This is a genomic window from Streptomyces sp. NPDC051909, from assembly GCF_040681095.1.
Classification (GTDB): Bacteria; Actinomycetota; Actinomycetes; order Streptomycetales; family Streptomycetaceae; genus Streptomyces.
In genome coordinates this window covers 106,729-128,029 of the sequence record NZ_JBFAYA010000001.1, presented here as the reverse complement: position 1 = coordinate 128,029, position 21,301 = coordinate 106,729, and the positions used below count along the sequence as shown (strand labels likewise).

Annotated in this window: 18 protein-coding genes; 5 read left to right on the top strand and 13 right to left on the bottom strand. The window is 73.9% G+C overall.

Translation table 11 applies throughout. The features are described from left to right. Positions 1–68: 68 nt before the first annotated feature. On the top strand, positions 69–824 hold the full coding sequence (locus AB0M18_RS00660; protein ID WP_365754329.1) for an SIS domain-containing protein: 756 nt from the start codon (positions 69–71) through the stop codon (positions 822–824). A gap of 12 nt (positions 825–836) precedes the next feature. Here the strand turns inward: AB0M18_RS00660 and AB0M18_RS00655 are convergent, their stop codons facing one another. Together AB0M18_RS00655 and pdxH are read right to left on the bottom strand one after the other, a co-directional pair. After that, a complete protein-coding gene (locus AB0M18_RS00655) occupies positions 837–2,168 on the bottom strand; it encodes a PAS domain-containing protein (RefSeq protein ID WP_365754327.1) in 1,332 nt (443 codons plus the stop codon). 376 nt (positions 2,169–2,544) lie between these two features. Continuing rightward, positions 2,545–3,273 carry a pyridoxamine 5'-phosphate oxidase gene (gene pdxH, locus AB0M18_RS00650; RefSeq protein ID WP_365754325.1) on the bottom strand — a complete coding sequence of 243 codons (729 nt, stop codon included), beginning with the start codon at positions 3,271–3,273 and terminating at the stop codon, positions 2,545–2,547. A 219-nt stretch (positions 3,274–3,492) separates the two neighbouring features. Here pdxH and AB0M18_RS00645 point away from each other — a divergent pair, with 219 nt between their 5' ends. Continuing rightward, the gene (locus AB0M18_RS00645) at positions 3,493–4,605 is read left to right on the top strand and encodes a citrate synthase 2 (RefSeq protein ID WP_365754324.1); all 1,113 of its coding nucleotides are present in this window, start codon (positions 3,493–3,495) and stop codon (positions 4,603–4,605) included. Here AB0M18_RS00645 and AB0M18_RS00640 read toward each other — a convergent pair. The 4 genes from AB0M18_RS00640 to AB0M18_RS00625 all read right to left on the bottom strand — a co-directional run bounded on the left by AB0M18_RS00640 (position 4,572) and on the right by AB0M18_RS00625 (position 8,813). Beyond that, positions 4,572–5,663: a 2-oxoglutarate and iron-dependent oxygenase domain-containing protein gene (locus tag AB0M18_RS00640; RefSeq protein ID WP_365754323.1), complete on the bottom strand. Its 1,092-nt coding sequence runs from the start codon at positions 5,661–5,663 to the stop codon at positions 4,572–4,574. The genes AB0M18_RS00645 and AB0M18_RS00640 overlap by 34 nt on opposite strands. 233 nt (positions 5,664–5,896) lie before the next feature. Beyond that, on the bottom strand, positions 5,897–6,487 hold the full coding sequence (locus tag AB0M18_RS00635; RefSeq protein ID WP_365754321.1) for a TetR/AcrR family transcriptional regulator: 591 nt from the start codon (positions 6,485–6,487) through the stop codon (positions 5,897–5,899). Next, positions 6,475–7,221, bottom strand: coding sequence for an enoyl-CoA hydratase family protein (locus AB0M18_RS00630; RefSeq protein ID WP_365754319.1), 747 nt, complete (start codon positions 7,219–7,221; stop codon positions 6,475–6,477). The genes AB0M18_RS00635 and AB0M18_RS00630 overlap by 13 nt, the downstream gene beginning before the upstream one ends. Then, entirely contained in the window at positions 7,218–8,813 is a 1,596-nt protein-coding gene (locus tag AB0M18_RS00625) for a 4-coumarate--CoA ligase family protein (RefSeq protein ID WP_365754317.1), read from the bottom strand. The genes AB0M18_RS00630 and AB0M18_RS00625 overlap by 4 nt, the downstream gene beginning before the upstream one ends. A gap of 252 nt (positions 8,814–9,065) precedes the next feature. Between AB0M18_RS00625 and AB0M18_RS00620 the strand changes: the two genes are divergently transcribed. The 3 genes from AB0M18_RS00620 to AB0M18_RS00610 all read left to right on the top strand — a co-directional run bounded on the left by AB0M18_RS00620 (position 9,066) and on the right by AB0M18_RS00610 (position 12,987). Then, positions 9,066–10,415, top strand: a complete 1,350-nt coding sequence (locus AB0M18_RS00620) for a hypothetical protein (RefSeq protein WP_365754315.1) — start codon at positions 9,066–9,068, stop codon at positions 10,413–10,415. A gap of 68 nt (positions 10,416–10,483) precedes the next feature. Beyond that, a complete protein-coding gene (locus AB0M18_RS00615; RefSeq protein WP_365754314.1) occupies positions 10,484–11,743 on the top strand; it encodes an AAA family ATPase in 1,260 nt (419 codons plus the stop codon). Further along, positions 11,740–12,987: a VWA-like domain-containing protein gene (locus AB0M18_RS00610; RefSeq protein WP_365754312.1), complete on the top strand. Its 1,248-nt coding sequence runs from the start codon at positions 11,740–11,742 to the stop codon at positions 12,985–12,987. The genes AB0M18_RS00615 and AB0M18_RS00610 overlap by 4 nt, the downstream gene beginning before the upstream one ends. A gap of 37 nt (positions 12,988–13,024) precedes the next feature. Here AB0M18_RS00610 and AB0M18_RS00605 read toward each other — a convergent pair whose 3' ends face one another. From AB0M18_RS00605 to AB0M18_RS00575, 7 genes are all read right to left on the bottom strand, one after another. Next, entirely contained in the window at positions 13,025–14,158 is a 1,134-nt protein-coding gene (locus AB0M18_RS00605; protein WP_365754311.1) for an acyl-CoA dehydrogenase family protein, read from the bottom strand. Continuing rightward, positions 14,155–16,053 (bottom strand): biotin carboxylase N-terminal domain-containing protein, encoded by a 1,899-nt coding sequence (locus AB0M18_RS00600; protein WP_365755006.1) that lies wholly within the window; start codon positions 16,051–16,053, stop codon positions 14,155–14,157. The genes AB0M18_RS00605 and AB0M18_RS00600 overlap by 4 nt, the downstream gene beginning before the upstream one ends. A gap of 20 nt (positions 16,054–16,073) precedes the next feature. Further along, positions 16,074–17,678: a carboxyl transferase domain-containing protein gene (locus AB0M18_RS00595; RefSeq protein WP_365754310.1), complete on the bottom strand. Its 1,605-nt coding sequence runs from the start codon at positions 17,676–17,678 to the stop codon at positions 16,074–16,076. Continuing rightward, the gene (locus AB0M18_RS00590; RefSeq protein WP_365754309.1) at positions 17,675–19,384 is read right to left on the bottom strand and encodes an acyclic terpene utilization AtuA family protein; all 1,710 of its coding nucleotides are present in this window, start codon (positions 19,382–19,384) and stop codon (positions 17,675–17,677) included. Before AB0M18_RS00590 ends, AB0M18_RS00595 begins: the two co-directional genes overlap by 4 nt. After that, positions 19,381–20,196 (bottom strand): TIGR03084 family metal-binding protein, encoded by an 816-nt coding sequence (locus AB0M18_RS00585; RefSeq protein WP_365754308.1) that lies wholly within the window; start codon positions 20,194–20,196, stop codon positions 19,381–19,383. The genes AB0M18_RS00590 and AB0M18_RS00585 overlap by 4 nt, the downstream gene beginning before the upstream one ends. 240 nt (positions 20,197–20,436) lie before the next feature. Beyond that, positions 20,437–21,018 carry a DinB family protein gene (locus AB0M18_RS00580; protein ID WP_365754307.1) on the bottom strand — a complete coding sequence of 194 codons (582 nt, stop codon included), beginning with the start codon at positions 21,016–21,018 and terminating at the stop codon, positions 20,437–20,439. Positions 21,019–21,092: 74 nt separating this feature from the next. Then, positions 21,093–21,275 carry a DUF1272 domain-containing protein gene (locus AB0M18_RS00575; protein ID WP_365754305.1) on the bottom strand — a complete coding sequence of 61 codons (183 nt, stop codon included), beginning with the start codon at positions 21,273–21,275 and terminating at the stop codon, positions 21,093–21,095. Positions 21,276–21,301 lie beyond the last annotated feature (26 nt).

Sequence of the window (21,301 nt, the reverse complement as noted above, 5' to 3'; positions counted from 1 at the left end):
TGCTATTGACAGAGCAATGGTCCAGACCGCACGGTGATCCGCGACCACGACGAGAAGGAGCCTCCACCATGGGCGAGAGCAAGCTGGCCGGACAGTTCTTCGACGCCGCGATCGGCCTGCTCCAGCAGGTGCGGGACGAGGACGCCGACGACATCGCGGCCGCCGGCACGGCGATCGCCGAGGCCGTCGCGGCGGGCGGCCGGCTGTTCGCGTTCGGCGCCGGTCACTCCTCGCTCGCCGCCCAGGACGTGGTCTACCGGGCCGGCGGCCTGGCCCTGATGAACCTGCTCGCCGTCCCCGGCGTCGTCGGCGTCGACGTGATGCCCGCGACCCTCGGCTCCGCCCTGGAGCGGGTCGACGGCCTGGCCGGCGCGGTCCTGGACTCCTCCCCGGCCCGGGCCGGCGACGTCCTGATCATCATCTCCCTGTCCGGCCGCAACGCCCTGCCGGTCGAGATGGCGATGAACGCGCGCGCCCTCGGCCTCACCGTGATCGGCGTGACCTCGGTCGCGTACGCCACGGAGACGAAGTCCCGGCATGTCTCCGGCACGTACCTCAAGGACCACTGCGACATCGTCCTCGACTCCAGGATCGCGGTCGGCGACGCCGAACTCACCCACGAGGCCGTCGCGGCCCCCTTCGCCCCCGCCTCGACCGTCGTCACCAGCGCCCTGATGCAGGCCACCATGGCCGCGGCGGCCGAGGAGATGGTCCGCCTCGGCATCGAGCCCCCGCTGCTGCGCTCCGGCAACGTGGACGGCGGGCACGAGTGGAACGGCCGCGTGATGACGGAGTACGGCGACCGGATCTTCTACCGCCACTAGGGCGGGTCTCCGTCAGGTCCGCCAGCTCGGGTCCGCCCCGTCGAGCGCCGCCGCGTCGAGCGCCGCCGCCACCCGCGCCGCGACCGTCTCCGCGTACACCGTGTCCTCGCGCCCGAAGGCGGGACGGGACGGAGAGCGGAGGAAGGTCGCGACGCCGAGGGTGCGGGCACGGGAGCGGAGCGGGACGCACAGGGCGTGCGCCGCGTCGGGCGGCCAGAGGCGGTCGGAGCCGGGAGTCGTGCTCGTACGGGTGGTCCCGGGGCGGGCCAGGGCCTGGACGGCGGGGTGGGCCGGGCCGTAGCGCAGCGGGACGCCCGCGGTGGCGAGCGGGGCGACCGGGCCCGGCGCGCCGGAGGGGGTGGCGAGGGCGCGGACCAGGCGTCCGTCCGGGGTCGCGCGGTCCACCAGGACGTGGTCGGCGAAGCCCGCGAGCGCGAAGTCGAGGAGCACGGCGGCGGCCCGCACCGGGTCCTCGACCTCGGCGGCGGCCACGCCCGCCCGGTGCAGCTGGCTCCAGCGGAAGCGCAGCCGGTCGGCGTCCTGCGCGGCGAGCCGGTCCTCCGTGACGTCCTGGAACAGCCAGGCCACCCCCAGCGGCACCGGCTCCGGCCCCTCGGCCAGCGGGGAGGCGAGCCGGACGAAACCGCAGCGCCAGCAGCGGCGGCGTTCGCCGCGCGCGCCGCGCAGGGTGACCCACACGTCGGCGGGCGCGGCCGGGGAGCCCTCGGCCAGGACGTGCTGGAGGGCGCCCTCCAGCTCCTCCACGCCCTGGGTGACCAGCTCGCCGAGCGGCCGCCCGAGCAGCGAGCCGCGCGCCGCGCCGAGCGCCCGGGCCGCGTGACCGTTCACGACGGCGGGCCGCAGGTCCACGTCGACCAGGACCACGCCCCAGGCGGCGTCCGCGAACAGCGCCTCGCTCAGACCGAGCGAGCGCTCCAGGTCGATCTGCACGTGCACCTCGCTGAACGCGCAGTACACCCCCGCCGGGCCGCCGTCCGCGCCCCGTACCCCCGCCGTCTGCGTACGGACCAGGACCCGCCCGCCGTCCTTCCGCAGCAGCGCGAACTCGTGCACCTGGCGGCCCGGCGCGGTCATCGCGCGCCGCAGCCGCGCCGCGATGTCCTCGGCGTCCGCGCTGCGCGCCGCCCAGCCGTCGAACCCCTGCCGTCCCACCGCCTCACCGGCGCTCCAGCCGAGGATCCGCTCGGCCTCCCGGTTCCAGTGGGTCACCTTCCCCGTGGCGTCGAGCGCGCACAGCGCCGCGTCCATCCCGTCGAGCAGGGCGGCCAGCAGGTCCGCGCCGGGCACCTCCGCACCGGGAACACTCGCCGTCGAAGCAGTCATCGACACCCCCGCTTCATTCAACTGGAAACGTGACCCAGGACACAGCCCGTTCCCGAAAAAATCGGTTCCCGAAAATGGGTTGAGTGAGCGGGAGAGGCTTCTTAGTGTGTGGTCACACGCGAAAGGAGGTGATCCGAAAAAATGGTTTCTTTTCGGACTCGTGAGGTGACTGCGGGCTAAGGCCTGCCGTCGCACTCTTGTGCACCTCGGCAGGCCTTCTGCCGACACCATCGCAGTCACCCGACCCGTGGGCCGCCGGTCAGTCCGGCCGGCTCCCGTCCCGACCCAGGCGCCTGGGCGGACGGGACCAAGGCCCACGGGTCGTCTGCGTTTCCGTCTGGCCGCGCGTTTCCCGGGACCGTGAGTCCCGCGACCGTCAGGGCGAGAGGCGCTCGACCCGCCACGGCCCGTCCGGCGTGTCCCGGACGTAGCGGAGGCGGTCGTGGAGGCGGTTCTCGTGGCCCTGCCAGAACTCCACCGCGTCCGGGACCACCCGGAAGCCGCCCCACTCCGGCGGCACCGGGACCTGCTCGCCCTCCGGGTAGCGGGTGTGCAGTTCCTCGTAGCGGGCGAGCAGTTCGGCCCGCGACTCGATCACCGTGGACTGGTGGCTGGCCCAGGCGCCCAGCTGGGAGCCGTGCGGGCGGGTGCGGAAGTAGGCCACCGTCTCGTCCCGGCCGACCCGGGCGGCGCGGCCGGTGACGATCACCTGGCGGGCCAGCGGGTGCCACGGGAAGAGCAGCGAGACGTACGGATTGGCCGCCAGCTCCCGGCCCTTGCGCGAGCCGTAGTTGGTGAAGAAGACGAAGCCGGCGTGGTCGTAGTGCTTGAGCAGCACCGTGCGGGAGGACGGGCGTCCGTCGGGGGTGGCGGTGGAGACGACCATCGCGTTCGGCTCGTGGATCGCCGGGTTGGCGGCGGTCTCCTTGAACCAGTGCGCGAACTGTTCGACCGGTTCTGGGGCGAGGTCGGCCACGGTGAGCTCCATGGTCCGGTACACCTCGCGCATGTCGGCGGGATCGAGAGCGTCAGGATCGAGAGCGTCAGGATCGAAACTGTCGGGATCGAGAGCGTCTGAGTCGCGGGCGTCGGTCACGGGCTCCATCCTGCCGCAGTGCCGGAGTTTGCCCGGCACCGCGTGCCGTTAATCCTTCCTCGCCGGAACGGCGCAGTGTGCCGGATGTCACGCTTCCCCGCATCATCGGAACCGTACAGACTCATGCGCTGGATCCCTGTTGCGTCCTGCCAACCAACGGCCGAATGATTGATCATCGATCAGTCGTTCCCTCTGAACGACCGATCCCTACGATTGAGGAGCCGCCTCATGTCCGACTTCGTACCCGGGCTCGAAGGAGTCGTCGCGTTCGAGACGGAGATCGCCGAACCCGACAAGGAAGGCGGCGCGCTGCGCTACCGCGGGGTCGACATCGAGGACCTGGTCGGTCACGTCTCTTTCGGCAACGTCTGGGGCCTGCTGGTCGACGGTGCCTTCAACCCCGGTCTGCCGGCCGCCGAGCCGTTCCCGATCCCCGTGCACTCCGGTGACATCCGGGTCGACGTGCAGTCCGCGCTCGCCATGCTCGCGCCGGTCTGGGGCCTGAAACCGCTCCTCGACATCTCCGCCGAGCAGGCGCGCGACGACCTCGCGCGCGCCGCTGTCATGGCCCTCTCGTACGTCGCGCAGTCCGCGCGCGGCCAGGGCCTGCCGATGGTGCCGCAGAGCGAGATCGACAAGGCGCAGTCCATCGTCGAGCGCTTCATGATCCGCTGGCGCGGCGAGCCGGACCCGAAGCACGTCAAGGCCGTCGACGCCTACTGGACCTCGGCCGCCGAGCACGGCATGAACGCCTCCACCTTCACCGCCCGCGTCATCGCGTCGACGGGCGCCGACGTCGCGGCCGCCCTGTCGGGTGCCGTCGGCGCGATGTCCGGGCCGCTGCACGGCGGAGCGCCGTCCCGCGTCCTCGGCATGATCGAGGAGATCGAGCGTACGGGTGACGCGACGGCGTACGTGAAGCGCGTCCTCGACAGCGGCGAGCGCCTGATGGGCTTCGGCCACCGCGTCTACCGCGCCGAGGACCCGCGCGCCCGCGTGCTGCGCCGTACGGCGCGCGAGCTGGCCGCGCCGCGCTTCGAGGTGGCGGAGGCGCTGGAGAAGGCCGCCCTGGAGGAGCTGCACAACCGCCGCCCCGACCGCGTCCTGGCCACCAACGTCGAGTTCTGGGCGGCCATCGTCCTCGACTTCGCCGAGGTTCCGGCGCACATGTTCACGTCGATGTTCACCTGTGCCCGTACGGCGGGCTGGTCGGCGCACATCCTGGAGCAGAAGCGCACCGGCCGCCTCGTGCGCCCGTCGGCCCGTTACACGGGCCCCGGCCAGCGGGACCCGCGCGAGATCGAGGGCTACTCCGACATCGCCGACATCGCCGCCGGCTGACCGGAGGAGGTCAGCAGGTCCGCGTGGTGGCGGGCCGCGGCGAGGGGGTGGGCGCGGAGCTTGCCCTTCAGCTCATTGCGGCCGTACTCGGCGAACAGCGGGTTCGCCGGGTCGGCCGTCACGCCGGGCGCGGCGGAGGCGTGCGGGAACTCCAGCGGGGTGATCCGGGCGTCGAGCCGCGGGTTGTAGAAGAACGGGACGGAAAATCGTTCCGTCGCGCCGGGCGGCGACACCACGCGGTGGTTGGTGGCGACGAGATAGCCGTTCGTCGCCACCTCCAGGAGCTCGCCGAGGTTCACGACGAACGCGCCCGGCAGCGGCGGCACGTCGTGGAAGAGACCGTCCTCCCGCTGCACCTGCAGCCCGCCCACCTGGTCCTGCAGGAGCAGGGTCAGGAACCCGTAGTCCTTGTGCGCCCCGACGCCCTGCTCGTCGCCCGCGTCGCCGCTGCTGCCCGGGTAGCGGACCAGCTTCAGGTGCGGGTGGGCATGGCGGCCGAACGCCTCGTCGTAGAAGTCGGGCCGCGCGCCGATCGAGAGCAGCAGCTCGTGCAGCAGCCGCTCGGCGACGCCGGAGAGGCGCTCGATCCAGTTCAGCGCGGCGAGCCGCAGCTCCGGGAGTGCCTCGGGCCACTGGTTCGGCCCCTGCAGCCACCAGTACGCGGGCTCCCCCGGCCCCGGCGCGTGCGCCGCCCGCTCGGCCCCGATGTCCAGCTGGTCCCGCCAGTCCCGGGCCCCGCCGGTCCGCTCGTCGCCGACCCGGGTGTAACCGCGGAAGTGCGGCGAGTTCGTGGTGTCGAGGGCCAGCCGGTCGACCTCGGGCAGCGCGAAGAACGCGTGCATCGCCTCGGTCAGCGCCCGGGTCTCCGTCTCCGTCACGCCGTGCCCGACGAGCTGGAAGAAGCCCACGTCATGCGCGGCGGAATGCAGCTGCGCATGCAGCAGCCGCCGGGCCTCCGGGCCGCGGTCGGCGGCGGAGAGATCGACGATCGGGAGCTGCGAGGGATACGAGGAGATCGAGACGTTCGAGGCGATCGAGGCGTTCGAGGGGTCACTCATGGTGTGCGTCCGCGTGGGGTGTACGGCGCCCGGTGCGTCGCGGGGGTGTGCGGCGGTTCCGGGCGAAGGGGTGGGCGATGTCCTGGATCTGGGTCAGCGGTGACCGGGACAGCCCATGCTCGCGACGCGGAGGAAGTCCACGTGGCGGCGACGTACGAGCGAAAGCATGGCACCAGCGTACTGCGGGGGCGCGCGGAGCGATGTGACGGCGGTCACGGGGACGGGGCTCGGGCTCAGCCCAAGGCCTCGTCCAGGAGCTGCGCCCACTGGGCGACCACGCGTTCGCGGCGGGCGCGGTCGTCGGTGAGGAGGGTGGCGAGGCCGAGGCCGCGGGCCATGTCGAGGAGGCCCTGGACGGATTCGCGGACGCCGGGGCGGGACTCGTCGGCGGCGAGGAGGTCGACGGCGATGCGGTGGGACTCGCGGCCGACGCGGGCCTCGAGTTCGGTGACGCGGGGGCGGAGCTGTTCCTCGTCGGAGGCGGCGACCCAGAGGTGGAGGGCGGCACGGAAGAGGGGGCCGGTGTAGAGGTCGACGAGGGCGGAGACGACGGCGCGGCGGTCCTGGGTGGGGATGGTGCGCAGGGCCTGGGAGCGTTCCTCGGCCACGTACTCGACGGCCGCCGTGAAAAGGTCCTCGCGGGTGGGGAAGTGGTGCTGGGCGGCGCCCCGGGAGACGCCGGCCCGCTCGGCGACCACCGCGACGGTGGAGCCCGCCCAGCCGTGCTCGGCCAGGCAGGCCACCGCCGCCTCCAGGAGCCGCTGCCGGGTGGCGCGGCTCCTGTCCTGCTTGGGGCCGGGCTTCGGGCCGGTCAGAGCCGCCACATCGGATCCCGTCGTTCGAGGAAGGCCGTCATCCCTTCGCGCGCCTCGGCGGAGGCGAACAGCGACGCGGACAGCTGGACCAGCTCCTCCGCGTCGCGTTCGAAGGTCTCCAGGACTCTAGCCGTGACCAGGCGCTTCGCCTCCCGCAGGCCCTGCGCGGAGCCGCGCCGCAGCCCGTCCAGGACCGCGTCCAGAGCGTCCGTGCCGGCCGTCACCAGGCCCATCGCCCGCGCCTCGGCCGTACCGAAGCGCTCCCCCGTCAGGTAGTAGCGGGCCGCCGCCCGCGGCTCCAGCTTCGGGAGGAGGGTGAGGGAGATGACCGCGGGCGCGACCCCGATCCGTACCTCCGTGAGCGCGAAGTCCGAGCCCTCCGACGCCAGGACGACGTCGCACGCGCCGAGGAGCCCGAGCCCGCCCGCCCGGGTGTGCCCGTCGACGACGCCGACCACCGGCTTCGGCAGCTCCACGATCTGCCGGAGCAGGTCGACGAAGGCGTACGGCCCGGGCGGCGCCTTCAGGTCCGCGCCCGCGCTGAACGTACCGCCGGTGTGGGTGAGGACCACCGCCCGTACGCCGGGGTCCTTGCCGCAGGCGGCCAGCGCGTCCGCGAGCTCGGTCACCAGGGGCGCCGAGAGCGCGTTGCGGTTGGCCGGGGAGTCCAGGGTGAGTGTGGTGATCCCCCGGTCGGACGCGGTCCGGATCAGGCTCTGGCTCTGGCTCTGGCTCTGGCTCATGCGCGATTCCTCAGTTCCCGGCGCAGGATCTTGCCCGACACCGCTCGGGGCACGGTGTCGATGAACTCCACCAGCCGGATCTTCTTGTACGGGGCGACCCGCTCGGCGACGTACGCCATGACGTCCTCAGGGGTGAGGCCGGGCGCGGCGGACGCCGTCGGCTGCCGCACCACGAAGGCCTTCGGGACCTCCGTGCCGTCGCCGTCCACGACCCCGACGACGGCCGCGTCGGCGATGCCCTCGTGGGTGAGCAGCAGCGCCTCCAGCTCGGCCGGGGCCACCTGGAAGCCCTTGTACTTGATGAGTTCCTTCACCCGGTCGACGACGTACAGCCAGCCGTCCTCGTCGACCCGCCCGATGTCGCCGGTGCGCAGCCAGCCGTCGGCGTCGATCATGGCGGCGGTGGCCTCCGGCCGGCCCAGATAGCCCTTCATGACCTGCGGGCCGCGGATGGCGATCTCGCCCTCCTCGCCCGCCGCCACGTCCTTCGCCGGGTCGTCGAGCGCGACGAGCCGCATCTCGCTCGACGGCAGCAGCTTGCCGACCGTGCCCGGCGGCGGGTTCTCGGCGGCGACCGGGACCAGATGGGTGCCCGGGGACAGCTCGGTCATGCCGTACGCCTGGAGGATCGGCGGCAGCCCCAGCCGCTCCGAACAGGCCTGGGCGAGCGCCGCGTCGAGCGGGGCGGCGGAGCAGACGATGTACTTCAGGGACGACAGGTCGTAGTCGGCGACCGCCGGGTGCTTGGCGAGCGCGAGGACGATCGGCGGCGCCACGAACAGGGCGTCGATGCGGTGCTTCTCGATGGCGGCGAGGAAGCCGTCGAGCTCGAAGCGGGGCAGTACGACGACGGTGGCGCCGAGCCGCAGCGGGGCGTTCATCAGCGCCGTCAGGCCGTACACGTGGAAGAACGGCAGCACGGCGAGGATGCGTTCGCCGGGGCCCATCGGCAGCAGCGGTTCGAGCTGGGCGAGGTTGGTGGCGATGGACGTGTGGGTGAGCATGACGCCCTTGGGGACGCCGGTGGTGCCGGAGGAGTACGGCAGGGCGGCGACGTCCGAGTCCGGGTCGATCGCGAGGTCCGGCTCGGGGGCGGTGGAGGCGAGGAAGGACTGGAGCGAGCGGGTTCCGTCCCCCTCCGGCGTCGCGTCGCAGAGGAGGATCTCCTCGACGCCGCCCGCGAGTTCGGCGGCGGCGCGGGCCGTCGCGAGCAGCGGCGAGACGGTCACGATCCAGCGCGCGGCGGAGTCGCGGAGCTGCTTGGCGAACTCCTCGGGCGTGGCGAGCGGGTGCACGGTGGTGACGGACGCGCCGGCCCGGGTCGCCGCGTAGAACGCGACCGGGAACAGCACGGTGTTGGGGCTGTGCAGGGCGAGGACGTCGCCCTTGCGCACCCCGGCCTCGGCCAGGCCCGCGGCCACCCGCCGGTGGAAGGCGTCCACCTGCGCGTACGTGAGGGTGAGTGCTCCCTCCCCGCCGGTGCCGTCGATGAGCGCCGGCAGCTCGCCGAACTCTGCGGCGCGGCCGAGGACGGCGTCGTGGATGGGACGGGAGACGACCGGGACGTCGGCGTATTCACTGCGGAACACCATGCGTGCATGCCCCCTGACTCTGGGTGGGTGGTGGCGTGGCGACAGGATGGCCGGTGCGCGTGCGTTTTGGGGAGACCTGGGCAGACCTTGGCAGCAGTCGAGGAAACAAGCAAGCGTGCATGCATGATTCGGGATCTACCCTGGCGGGTGGATTTACCCTGGCGGGTCCGAACGGCCTGTGGTTACGATCGGCGCGATGACGACTCATTCTGCTCTCAGATTGGGGGTCCCGTCCGCGCAAGGTGAGTGCTGATGACCACTCACATCGCGAACGGTGACACCCGTTTCCCCGCTTCTCCCCTTCCCGACTTCTGGTCGCGCGTGCGCGCGTTCGCCGTTCCGGCCGCCATGATCGAGACCGCGACCGCCCGGCGCCTGCGCGGCGACTGGGCCGGAGCGTGCGCCGCCGCGGGCTTCGACGTCGACCTGGACCTCAAGCGGCTCGTACGGGCCCGAGGCCGTGAACTGGCCGCCCGCGTACGGGCGGACCTGCGGCACCTGGCACCGGATCTGCTGCGCTGGCATCTGCCCCGGATCGCGCCGGACGGGCTGGTGCGGCCCGGCCTCACGATCGCGCTCGCGCGCTACGAGGACTCCACAGACCAACCGCCCCTGCACCTCGTGGTGCGCACGCCACCGGCCTGGGCCGGGGGCGGGCAGCGGGTCGGGCTCGCCCTGTGGGACGGGGTGGATCCGACCTGGGACGACCCGGCCGTCCACCCCGCCGTCCATCCGCATCCCCGGCCCAGCCGGCGCTTCCGGCTCGACCTGCACCGGCATCTGTGGGACGCGCGCCGGGCCGGTGAGCTGCGGGAACGCTCCGGGGCCGAGCTCGGCCCGGACCTTCCGCCACTGCCGGAGACCGAGCGGTGGGCGGCGGAGGCCCGGATCCTGCTGGCCGCCGAGGGGCGGGCGGCCGGTGCCGTGGCCGTACGGGCCGGGGAGCGGCGTCTGGTCGTCGAGGTCGGCGATCCCGGCTGCGCCTCCGACGCCGGTGCGGGTACGCGCCTTCCGCTGCTGCCCGACGCGGCGACCTGGCCGCCGCCCGACCTGGAACTGCTCCGGACCGGGGCGGTCGAGCCCGGGCGGCTGCACCCGCTGGTCGCCGCCGCCCTCGCGCCCGGAACCGCCCCCGCCGTACGGGCCCCGGACGACCCGCGCGCGCCGCGCATCGTGGAATGCCGGGGCGCCCGGCACCGCATCGCCCTGGTGGACGGCGTCCTCGCACCGCTCGACCACGATCCGGCGCAACTGCGGCGGGAGGAACTGCTCTTCGCGCTGTCCGGCCCGCCACTGCCCTGCCTGCGGGCGATCGACGAGGCGCACCGGCGCCCGGACTGCCTCGACGGGGTCCGGGACCGGATCGTCCACGGCGACGTGGCCGGGGCCCTGGCCGTCGTCGAGGGGCTGCTCGGTCCCGCGGCGGTGCTGCGGCACGGGCCGCTGCGCGGCGCGCTGCACGGCGCCAAGGCCCAGCGGCTCGCCTACGGCCTCTACCGGGCGGGGCTGACCGAACCACCACCGCCCCGATTGCTCCACGAGCACCGGAAGAGCGTCGAACCGCCTTCGCGTCACCGCCCGCGCCACGCGTTCAAGGCCTGACCCGGACCCACGCTCCCCCCTCCTTCCCTCCTTCCCTCCATTCCTCCTCGCACACCACGGTGACCCTTATGACCATATCTGTCCTGCCCGCCGTCCCTTCCGAGATGGACGTCGCCGCCGACCTCCTCACCCTCCTCCGCGACACCCGCACCGAGCCCCGCCCCAACCCCCAGCTGGAGGCGCTGACCCTGGCCGTCGCCGCCGACCTGCCCGTCCTGCTGTGGGGCGAGCCCGGCATCGGCAAGACCGCCGCGCTCCACCAGCTCGCCGACTCCCTCGACCTGCCGCTCACCACCGTGATCGCCAGCGTCCACGAGCCGTCCGACTTCTCCGGCCTCCCGGTCGTCGGCGACGACCCGGCCGAGCAGGGCGTGCCGCTCGCACCGCCGGACTGGGCGGTGCGGCTCGTACGGGCCGGGCGGGGGCTGCTGTTCCTGGACGAGCTGTCCACGGCCACGCCCGCCGTGCAGGCGGCGCTCCTTCGCCTGGTCCTGGAGCGGCGCATCGGCTCGCTCCGGCTGCCGCCCGGCGTGAGGATCGTGGCCGCAGCCAATCCGCGGGCCTCGGCGGCCGACGGGTGGGAGCTGAGCGCACCGCTCGCCAACCGTTTCGTGCACCTTCAGTGGACCCATGACCACGAGGTGGTGGTACGCGGCCTCGGCGGCGTCTGGCCGCGCGCGACGCTGCCCCGGCTCGACCCCGAACTGCTGCCGGAGGCCGTGGACTTCGCGCGACGCGCGGTCACCGGGCTGCTCACCACCCGGCCCACGCTCGTACACCGGCTGCCGAGCACCGAGGCCCGCAAGGGCGGCGCCTGGCCGTCGCCGCGCAGCTGGGACATGACCCTGTCCCTGATCGCCTTCGCGACCGCCGCCGGGGCGACCCGGGACGTGCTCGCCCAGCTCGTGCGCGGCACCGTCGGCGACGGTCCCGGGCTCGAACTCCTCGCCTGGATCGACCGGATGGACCTGCCGGACCCCGAGGTGCTGCTCGCCGACCCGGCGGGCGCGGAGCTGCCGGAGCGCGGGGACCGGCGGCAGGCGGCCCTGGAGGGCGTGGTGGCGGCGGTCAACGCCCGCCCGGAGCAGGCGCGTTGGGACGCTGCCTGGGAACTGCTCGTACGGGCGGCGGAGACGGGCGCGCCGGACCTGGTGGTGGTGCCGGCCACGACGCTCGCCGCGCTGCGGCGGGAGGAGTGGGAGGTGCCGGTGGCGATCGAGCGGCTGGCGGGCGTGGTCGACGTGTCCCGGCGCGCGGACCGCGTGACGGCGGATGCGGGCCGCGTGACGGCGGGTGCCGACCGCCTGACGGCGGGTGCGGGCCGATGAGCGCGCCCACGTCCCCCGGGGCCGTCCCGCTGGACCGCGAGAAGCTGTACGCGGCGCGGCTGCGGGCGGTGCGGGCGCGCCCGTACCTGGCGACGGCCCTGTTCGCGCTGCGTGTGGTCGAGTCGCGGCGGGTGCCGACGATGGCGGTCGACCGGTACTGGCGCTGCTACGCCTCGCCGGACTTCGTCGCGCGCACTCCGGTCGGGGAACTCGCCGGGGTGTGGGTGCACGAGGTGGCACACCTGATCCGCGACCACCACGGGCGCGGCGACCGGATCGCCCGCCGGGAGGGCTACGACGGGCCGGCCGGCCGACTGCGGCTCAACATCGCCGCCGACTGCGAGATCAACGACGACGTCTACGGGGACGGGCTCGAAGCGCCGGAGGGGATCGTCACCCCGGCGCTGCTGAACGCGCCCACGGGCGAGCTGATGGAGGACTACGTACGGCGGATCCGCCTGGAGTCCCTGCCGGGCGGGCTGCACCTGTGGCTGGACTGCGGCAGCGGCGCCGACGGCCTGGAGCGGGAGTGGGACCTCGGCCCGGACGGCGCGGACGGGCTGAGCGAGCAGGAGCAGGACGCGGTGCGCTTCCGGGTGGCGCAGGGGCTCACCGGGCGGCCGGGGAGCGAACCGGCGGGCTGGCGGCGGTGGGCGGAGGAGGCGTTCCAACCCCCGCAGCCGTGGCGTGAGTTGCTGGGTTCGGCGATCCGCGCGGCGGTGGGCGGGAGCGGGTCGGGCGACGACCACAGTTACGGGCGCCCCTCCCGCCGCTCGGTCGCCCTGCCCGGCACGATCCTGCCGAGCCTGCGGCGGCAGCCGCCCCGGGTGTCGGTGGTCATCGACACCTCGGGCTCGGTCAGTGACGCGGAGCTGGGCAGCGCGCTCCTGGAGGTGGCCGCCATCACCCGCGCGGTCGGCGGCCGCCGCGACCTGGTGCGCGTGGTCTCCTGCGACGCCGCCGCCCGCGTCGCCCACCCGCTGTGCGCGGCGGAGGGCATCCCCCTGGTCGGCGGTGGCGGCACCGACCTCCGCTCCAGCTTCACCACCGCCCTGCGCCAACGCCCCCGCCCGGACGTCGTGGTCGTCCTCACCGACGGCCAGACCCCCTGGCCCGCCGCACCCCCGCCCTGCCGCACGATCGTGGGCCTCTTCCCCCGCCCGTACTACCGCCTCCGCCCGGGCGACGACGGCTACGTCCCGGACACCCCACCGGACTGGGCCCGCACGGTCCGCATCAACTGACCCGCACCGCCCCGACCCGGCGGAGCCCCGGCACCGCTCAGTACGACTTCGGCAGGCCCAGCGTCTGGTGCGAGACGAAGTTGAGGATCATCTCGCGGCTGACCGGGGCGATCCGGGCCACCCGGGCCGCCGTGATCAGGCGGGCGAGGCCGAACTCGCGGGTCAGGCCGTTGCCGCCGAGGGTGTGGACGGAGGTGTCGACGGCCTTCACGCAGGCCTCGGCGGCCGCGTACTTCGCCATGTTCGCCGCCTCGCCCGCGCCCAGGTCGTCGCCCGCGTCGTACAGGGCGGCGGCCTTGCGCATCATCAGGCGGGCGAGTTCGAGTTCGATGTGGGCCTGGGCGAGCGGGTGGGCGACGGCCTGATGGGCGCCGATCGGAGCCTTCCAGACCTGGCGCTCCTTCGCGTACTTCACGGCCTGCGCGAGCGCGTAGCGGCCCATGCCGATCGCGAAGGCGGCCGTCATGATCCGCTCCGGGTTGAGGCCCGCGAAGAGCTGGAGCAGGCCCGCGTCCTCGTCGCCCACGAGAGCGTCCGCCGGGAGGTGGACGTCGTCGAGGGTCAGCTCGAACTGCTTCTCGGCCGCGTCGAGTTCCATCTCGATGTGGCGGCGCCCGAAGCCGGGCGTGTCGCGCGGCACGATGAAGAGACACGCCTTGAGGTTGCCGGTGCGGGCGTCGGAGGTGCGGCCGACGATCAGGGTCGCGTCGGCGATGTCGACACCCGACACGAAGACCTTCCGGCCGTTGAGGACCCAGCCCTCATCGGTGCGCGTGGCCGTGGTGGTGATGCGGTGCGAGTTGGAGCCCGCGTCGGGCTCGGTGATGCCGAAGGCCATCGTCCGCGAGCCGTCCGCGAGGCCCGGCAGCCACGCCGCCTTCTGCTCCTGCGTGCCGAAGCGCGCGATGACCGTGCCGCAGATCGCCGGGGAGACCACCATCATCAGCAGCGGCGCGCCGGCCGCACCCGCCTCCTCCAGGACGATGGACAGCTCGGTCATGCCGCCGCCCCCGCCGCCGTACTCCTCGGGCAGGTTCACGCCCAGATAGCCGAGCTTGCCGGCCTCGGCCCAGAGCGTGGCCCGGTCGAAGCCGGGGCCGTGGCGGTGGCCGAGGGCGGAGACGGCGGCGCGGAGGGCGGTGTGTTCCGGGGACTCGATCAGGGTGCTCATGCGGACTGGTCCTCCTGTGCTTCGGTCGGTACGTCTGCGGGCTGTACGACGGCGAGCAGGGCGCCGACCTCGACCTGGCGGCCGGGGGCGGCGTGGAGCGCGGTGAGCGTGCCGGAGGCGGGTGCGACGACCCGGTGTTCCATCTTCATGGCCTCCAGCCAGAGCAGGGGCTGCCCGGCCTCGACCCGGGCGCCGGCGGCCAGGCCCTCGGCGATCCGGACGACGGTGCCGGGCATGGGCGCGAGCAGGGAGCCCGGCGCCCGGCTCTCGGTGGGATCGGTGAAGCGGGGGCGGGCGGTGAGCCGGTGCGGGCCGACGTGGACGACTCCGCCGGGATAGCGGGTGACGTCGAAGTCCCGCACGACACCGCCGACTTCGAGGCGCACGAGGTCGGGCGCGGCGGAGACGACGGTGACGCCCTCGGGGGCGGTGACCTCGTAGCCGCCGGTACGCAGCGGCCGGTACCGCACCTCGTACTCCCCGTACGCCCGCACCTCGTCCTGCGAGCGCACATTGCGCCAACCGCCCCCGAACCGGCCCGCGTTGCCGGCCGCCTCCGCGAGCGCCGCCGCCACCGCGGCCTGCGCCGCCCCGGCGCGCGGTGCGGTCAGAGCGTCCAGGTGCCGGTCGTAGAAGCCGGTGCCGAGGCGCTCCGGGTCGGTGAAGTCGGCGTGCCGGAGGGACGCGACGAGCAGGTCCCGGTTGGTGGCGGGGCCGTGGATCCGGGCCCGCTCCAGGGCGTGGGCGAGCTTGCGGAGGGCCTCGGCGCGGGTCGGCGCGTGGGCGACGACCTTGGCGAGCATGGCGTCGTAGTGGACGCCGACGGTGTCGCCGGAGACATAGCCCGTGTCGACGCGCACGCCCGGCCCGGCGGGGAACTCGACCGCGTGCAGCGGTCCCGTCTGCGGGGTCCAGCCGCCCGCCGGGTCCTCGGCGTAGAGCCGGGCCTCGACGGCGTGGCCGAGCGGGGCCGGGGGCTCGGGGGGAAGGGGCCGGCCCTCGGCTACCGACAACTGGAGGGCGACCAGGTCCAGGCCGTGGACCTCCTCGGTCACCGGGTGCTCCACCTGGAGACGGGTGTTCATCTCCAGGAAGTGCGCCCGCCCGTCGGCGACCAGGAACTCGACGGTGCCCGCGCCGACGTACCCGACGGCCTTCGCGGCGACCGCCGACCGCGCGTACAGGTCCTCGACGAGCGCGTCCGGCAGTCCGGGCGCCGGGGCCTCCTCGATGACCTTCTGGTGGCGGCGCTGGAGGGAGCAGTCGCGGGTGCCGAGGGTCCAGACGGTGCCGTGGGTGTCGGCGAGGACCTGCACCTCGACGTGCCGGCCGTCCTCCACGTACGGCTCGACGAACACCTCGCCGTCCCCGAAGGCGCTCAGCGCCTCCGCCGACGCCGCCTTCGACTCGGCGTCCAGGTCGCCCAGTTCGCGGACGACGCGCATGCCGCGGCCGCCGCCGCCGGCCGCCGCCTTCACCAGGACCGGCAGGTCGGCCTCCGTCACCTCGGTGAGCGGCGCGACGCCGAGGAGTTCCTTGGCCCGGGTCTTGGACGCCATCGCCTCGATCGCGGTCGGCGGCGGCCCGATCCACACCAGGCCCGCCTCGGTGACGGCCCGCGCGAAGTCGGCGTTCTCGGAGAGGAAGCCGTAGCCGGGGTGCACGGCGTCCGCGCCCGCCGCGAGCGCGGCGGCCACGATCAGGTCGCCGCGCAGATACGTCTCCGCGGGCGTCGCACCCGGCAGCCGTACGGCCGCGTCGGCCTCCCGTACGTGCAGGGCGCCGGCGTCCGCGTCGGAGTACACGGCGACGGTGGCGATGCCCAGGTCACGGCAGGTGCGGAAGACCCGGCAGGCGATCTCGCCCCGGTTCGCCACGAGAACGGTGCTGATCACGGTGCTGATCACGAGTGGCCTCACATTCGGAAGACGCCGAAGCCGCCGCGCGCGCCCTCGACCGGTGCCGTGTAGATGGCGGACAGGCAGAGCCCGAGGACCGTGCGCGTGTCGCGCGGGTCGATGACCCCGTCGTCGTACAGCCGCCCGGACAGGAACATCGGCAGCGACTCGCTCTCGATCTGCGCCTCGACGAACGCCCGCATCCCGGCGTCCTGCTCCTCGTCGTACGGCTGCCCCTTCGCCTCCGCACTCGCGCGCGCCACGATCGACAGCACGCCCGCGAGCTGCTGCGGCCCCATGACGGCCGACTTGGCGCTCGGCCAGGCGAAGAGGAAGCGCGGGTCGTACGCCCGGCCGCACATCCCGTAGTGCCCGGCGCCGTACGACGCGCCCATCAGCACGGACAGGTGGGGGACCTTCGAGTTCGACACCGCGTTGATCATCATCGCGCCGTGCTTGATGATGCCGCCCTGCTCGTACTCCTTGCCGACCATGTAGCCGGTGGTGTTGTGCAGGAAGAGCAGCGGGATGTCGCGCTGGTTCGCCAACTGGATGAACTGCGCGGCTTTCTGGGACTCGGCGGAGAAGAGCACGCCCTGTGCGTTGGCGAGGATGCCGACCGGGTAGCCGTGCAGCCGTGCCCAGCCGGTCACCAGGCTCGTCCCGTACAGCGGCTTGAACTCGTCGAAGTCGGAGCCGTCCACGATCCGGGCGATCACCTCGCGCGGGTCGAACGGGGTCTTGAGATCACCGGGGACGATCCCCAGAAGCTCCTCCTGGTCGTACTTCGGCGGCTCGACCGACCAGCGGTCCGGATCGGGGTGCGCCTTGCGGTGGTTGAGGCGGGCGACGATCCGGCGGGCCTGGCGCAGCGCGTCGGGCTCGTCGACGGCGTAGTGGTCGGCGAGGCCGCTGGTGCGGGCGTGCATCTCGGCGCCGCCGAGCGACTCGTCGTCGCTCTCCTCGCCGGTCGCCATCTTCACCAGCGGCGGGCCGCCGAGGAAGACCTTCGACCGCTCCTTGATCATCACGGTGTGGTCGGACATGCCGGGGACGTACGCGCCGCCGGCCGTCGAGTTGCCGAAGACGACGGCGACGGTGGGGATGCCGGCGGCGGAGAGCCGGGTGAGGTCGCGGAAGAGCGCCCCGCCGGGGATGAAGATCTCCTTCTGGGAGGGCAGGTCGGCGCCGCCGGACTCGACGAGGGAGATGACGGGGAGGCGGTTGGCGAAGGCGATCTCGTTCGCCCGCAGTGCCTTCTTCAGGGTCCACGGGTTGGAGGCGCCGCCGCGCACGGTGGGGTCGTTGGCGGTGATCAGGCACTCGACGCCCTCGACGACCCCGATGCCGGTCACCAGGGACGCCCCTACGGGGTAGTCGCTGCCCCAGGCGGCGAGCGGCGACAGCTCCAGGAAGGGCGAGTCGGGGTCGACAAGGAGCTCGATCCGTTCGCGGGCGAGCAGCTTGCCGCGCGTGTGGTGCCGGGCCGTGTACTTCTCGCCGCCGCCCGCGAGCGCCTTGGCGTGCTCGGCGTCGAGCGCGGCCAGTTTCTCCAGCATGGCGGCGCGGTGGGCCGCGTGGTCGGGTCCGCCGGTGTCGAGGGCGGAGGCGAGCACGGTCACAACAGTTCCTCCGGGATGTCGAGGTGGCGCGAGCGCAGCCACTCGCCGAGGGCCTTGGCCTGGGGGTCGAAGCGGGCCTGGGAGGCGACGCCCTCGCCGAGGATTCCGGCGACGGTGAAGTTGAGGGCGCGGAGGTTCGGCAGCACGTGCCGGGTGACCGTCAAGTCGGCGGCCTCCGGGACGAGTTCCCTGAACCTGTCCACGGTGAGGGCGTGCGCGAGCCAGCGCCATTCCGCCTCCGTCCCGACCCAGACGCCGACGTTGGCGTCCCCGCCCTTGTCGCCGCTGCGGGCGCCGGCGACGAGGCCGAGGGGGGCGCGCCGGGTCGGCGTCGTCTCGGGGAGCGGCGGCGGAAGCTGCGGATCCGGTACGGGTTCCAGGGCGCGGGTCCGCGCCGGTACGGGTACGGGGACGCGGGTCCCGTCGGGCAGCACCGCCGTGTGCGGGACCTCCCCGACGGGGACGTACGCGCTCTCGAAGACCCCGTAGGGGGCACCCCCGCCCGGCGGGGCGGTCACATGGAAGCCGGGGTAGGAGGCGAGGGCCAGTTCGATCGCGGCCCCTGTCAGGGTGCGGCCGACCTTCTCGGGGTCGGGGTCGCGGACGACGAGCCGGAGCAGGGCGCTCGCGGTCTCCTCGGTGGGCGCGTCGGCGCGGTCGGTGCGGACGAGGTCCCAGCGGACCTCGGCGGGCGGGTTCTTCGCCAGGGCGTCGCCGAGCTGCTCCCGCACCAGCTCCGCCTTCGCCTCGATGTCGAGGCCGGTGAGGACGAAGACGACCTCGTTGCGGAAGCCGCCGAGCCTGCAGAGCCCGGCCTTGAGCGTCGGGGGCGGGGCCTCGCCCCGTACACCCTCGACACGGACGCGGTCGGGGCCCTCCTGGGTGAGCCGGACGGTGTCGAGACGGGCGGTCACGTCGGGGCCGGCGTAGCGGGCGCCGCCCGTCTCGTAGAGGAGCTGGGCGGTGACCGTGCCGGTGTCGACGAGGCCGCCGGTGCCGGGGTGCTTGGTGATGACGGCGCTGCCGTCGGCGTGGAGTTCGGCGAGGGGGAAGCCCGGGCGGCGTATGTCGTGTCCGGTGAAGAACGCGTAGTTGCCGCCGGTGGCCTGGGTGCCGCACTCCAGGACGTGCCCGGCGACGACCGCGCCCGCGAGCCTGTCGTACCAGTCGGCGTCCTCCGGGCCCCAGCCGAAGAACCACTGGGCGGGCCCGGTGACGAGCGCCGCGTCCGTGACCCGGCCGGTGACGACGACGTCCGCGCCGGCGGCCAGACATTCCGCGATCCCGGCGCCGCCGAGGTAGGCGTTGGCGGCCAGGATCCCGTCCTTTCCGGCGGGCAGCCGGTCGCCCTCGACGTGCGCGATCCGGACCGGCAGACCGAGCCGGCCGGCCAGGGCGCGCAGGGCGTCGGCGAGTCCGGCCGGGTTGAGGCCGCCCGCGTTGGCGACGATCCGGGTGCCGCGCTCGTGGGCGAGCCCGAGGCCCTCCTCCATCTGGCGCAGAAAGGTCTTGGCGTAACCGGCGGAGGGGTCCTTCAGGAGGTCGCGGCCGAGGATGAGCATGGTCAGCTCGGCGAGGTAGTCCCCGGTGAGGACGTCGAGCGAGCCGTCCGGGCCGTCCCCTCCCCCGGTGAGCATCTCCTTCACCGCGTCGAAGCGGTCGCCGTAGAAGCCGGAGGCGTTGCCGATACGGAGGACGCGCTTCACGCGGCCCCCTTGGCGGCGCGCCCGCCGCCCGCCGGGCCCGCGAAGGCCTGGGCGATGCCGAGCCATTCCTCGGCGTCGGCGCCCACGGCGGTCAGGGCGGTGTCGTCGCGGTGGGCGCGCTGGGTCACGAGCAGGCAGAAGTCGAGGGCCGGGCCGGTGATCCTCCCCTGGCCTTCGGCATGGGGGACCCCAGCCGCACCCTCGGGCCCGTACGCCCACAACTCTCCGTTCGGCGCGGTGAGTTCGACACGGAAGGGCTCCGCGGGCGGGGTGAGGCCGCGCACCAGGTACGCGTAGTCCCGGGCCCGCAGCCCGATCCAGGCCACATGCCGCAGCCGCGCGGTCGGCGTGCGGACGACTCCGAGGGCGTCGGCCACGTCCTGGCCGTGCGCCCAGGTCTCCATCAGCCGGGCGGTCGCGAGCGACACGGCGCTCATGGCAGGGCCGTACCAGGGGAATCGCGTCCCGGGCGGCGCCTCGGCCAGGACCCGGTGCAGCCGCTCGCGGCCCTCGCGCCAGCGGGCGAGCAGCGCGGCGGGCGGCAGGGCGGCGCCCTCGTCGGCGCCGTCGTCGACGAAGCGGTCGGGCGCGGCGAGCGCCTTCCCGGTCTCGGCGGCGAAGGCCTCGGGGTCGGTCGCGGCGAGCAGCGCGGCGGCGTCGGTCCAGGCGAGGTGGGCGATCTGGTGGGCGACGGTCCAGCGCGGCGCGGGCGTGGGCAGGGCCCATTGCTCGTCGGTCAACTCCCCGACCAGGGCGTCGACTTCCTCACTCTCGGCGCGCAGGTCGGCGAGGACGGCGGCGGGGTCGGACACGGTGCGCTCCCCTCGGGGGACGGGCGGGTCACGGAGGTGCGTGAGGAGCATGGCAGCCGGGCCAGAAACAATCAAGCGTGCTTGCTTTAGAATCTGCGGGCGGTTTCGGAGGGCGCGAGGTCCGGAGAACGCGGTTCGGAGGGCGCGAGGTTCGGAGAGCGAGAGGAGGGCCGGGGGTTCCGACCACCCCACGGCCCTCCTCGCTCGCGCCCCTCAGGGCCTTGCCGCCCTGCCGGCGCCCTACTGCCCGACGCGCCCGTCGACGCACTCCCTCAGCAGGTCCGCGTGCCCGCAGTGGCGGGCGTACTCGTCGATGCGGTGCACCATCAGCTCGCGGACCGCGATCTCGTCGGTGCCGACCCGTTCGCCGAGGTCGGTGTACGCGGCGAGCGCCGCGTCCGTCTCCGCCTGCTCGCGCTCCAGGTCGCGGAAGGCCTCCGCGACCACGGCCGGGTCGGCGACCGCGCCGTGGAAGTCGGCGTCCCGCGCCCCGTACAGCTTCGGCTGCCGCTTGTCGTCGCCGAGCCAGCCGCGCCAGTCGCGCTCGACCTCGGCGAGGTGCCGTACGAGGCCGAGGAGCGACATGGTGGACGGCGGCACGGAACGGCGGGCGAGCTGTTCGGCGTCCAGGCCCTCGCACTTCATGCGGAGGGTGAGGCGGTAGTCGCGGAGGAAGTCCTGCAGGGTCGCGAGCTCGCCCTCGGGCCCGGGGCCCTGCTTGTCGCGGGGGTCGTCGTCGGGGTCGACCCACATGTCGGGGTAGACGGTGGCCGTCGTCCAGCGCTCGGGGACCTCGGGAGATTCGAATTCGCGTGCGGTCATGCCTGCATCGTGGTACGCAACGGCCCGCGCCCGCCACCGAGTTGTTGTCGGCGACGGGCGCTGGTCGGGGTGACTCAGGCGGTGGCGCGGCGGGGCCTGGCGACCAGTTCGCCGCCGCAGTTGGGGCAGAGGTCGTGCATCGCGTCCGCGCAGGGGACGCAGAAGGTGCACTCGTACGAACAGATCCGCGCGGGATCGTCGAGGGCAAGGACGGTCGTCTCGCAGCGTTCGCAACGCTCGCGCATCTCAAGGGCCATGGCGTCATCCTGACCCATGGCCGCAC

Coding starts and splice junctions, on each gene's coding strand:
- AB0M18_RS00660 (WP_365754329.1), top strand. CDS start 69: ATGGGCGAGAGCAAGCTGGCCGGACAGTTCTTCGACGCCGCGATCGGC.
- AB0M18_RS00655 (WP_365754327.1), bottom strand. CDS start 2,168: ATGACTGCTTCGACGGCGAGTGTTCCCGGTGCGGAGGTGCCCGGCGCG.
- pdxH (WP_365754325.1), bottom strand. CDS start 3,273: ATGGAGCCCGTGACCGACGCCCGCGACTCAGACGCTCTCGATCCCGAC.
- AB0M18_RS00645 (WP_365754324.1), top strand. CDS start 3,493: ATGTCCGACTTCGTACCCGGGCTCGAAGGAGTCGTCGCGTTCGAGACG.
- AB0M18_RS00640 (WP_365754323.1), bottom strand. CDS start 5,663: ATGAGTGACCCCTCGAACGCCTCGATCGCCTCGAACGTCTCGATCTCC.
- AB0M18_RS00630 (WP_365754319.1), bottom strand. CDS start 7,221: ATGAGCCAGAGCCAGAGCCAGAGCCAGAGCCTGATCCGGACCGCGTCC.
- AB0M18_RS00625 (WP_365754317.1), bottom strand. CDS start 8,813: ATGGTGTTCCGCAGTGAATACGCCGACGTCCCGGTCGTCTCCCGTCCC.
- AB0M18_RS00620 (WP_365754315.1), top strand. CDS start 9,066: ATGACCACTCACATCGCGAACGGTGACACCCGTTTCCCCGCTTCTCCC.
- AB0M18_RS00615 (WP_365754314.1), top strand. CDS start 10,484: ATGACCATATCTGTCCTGCCCGCCGTCCCTTCCGAGATGGACGTCGCC.
- AB0M18_RS00610 (WP_365754312.1), top strand. CDS start 11,740: ATGAGCGCGCCCACGTCCCCCGGGGCCGTCCCGCTGGACCGCGAGAAG.
- AB0M18_RS00605 (WP_365754311.1), bottom strand. CDS start 14,158: ATGAGCACCCTGATCGAGTCCCCGGAACACACCGCCCTCCGCGCCGCC.
- AB0M18_RS00580 (WP_365754307.1), bottom strand. CDS start 21,018: ATGACCGCACGCGAATTCGAATCTCCCGAGGTCCCCGAGCGCTGGACG.
- AB0M18_RS00575 (WP_365754305.1), bottom strand. CDS start 21,275: ATGGCCCTTGAGATGCGCGAGCGTTGCGAACGCTGCGAGACGACCGTC.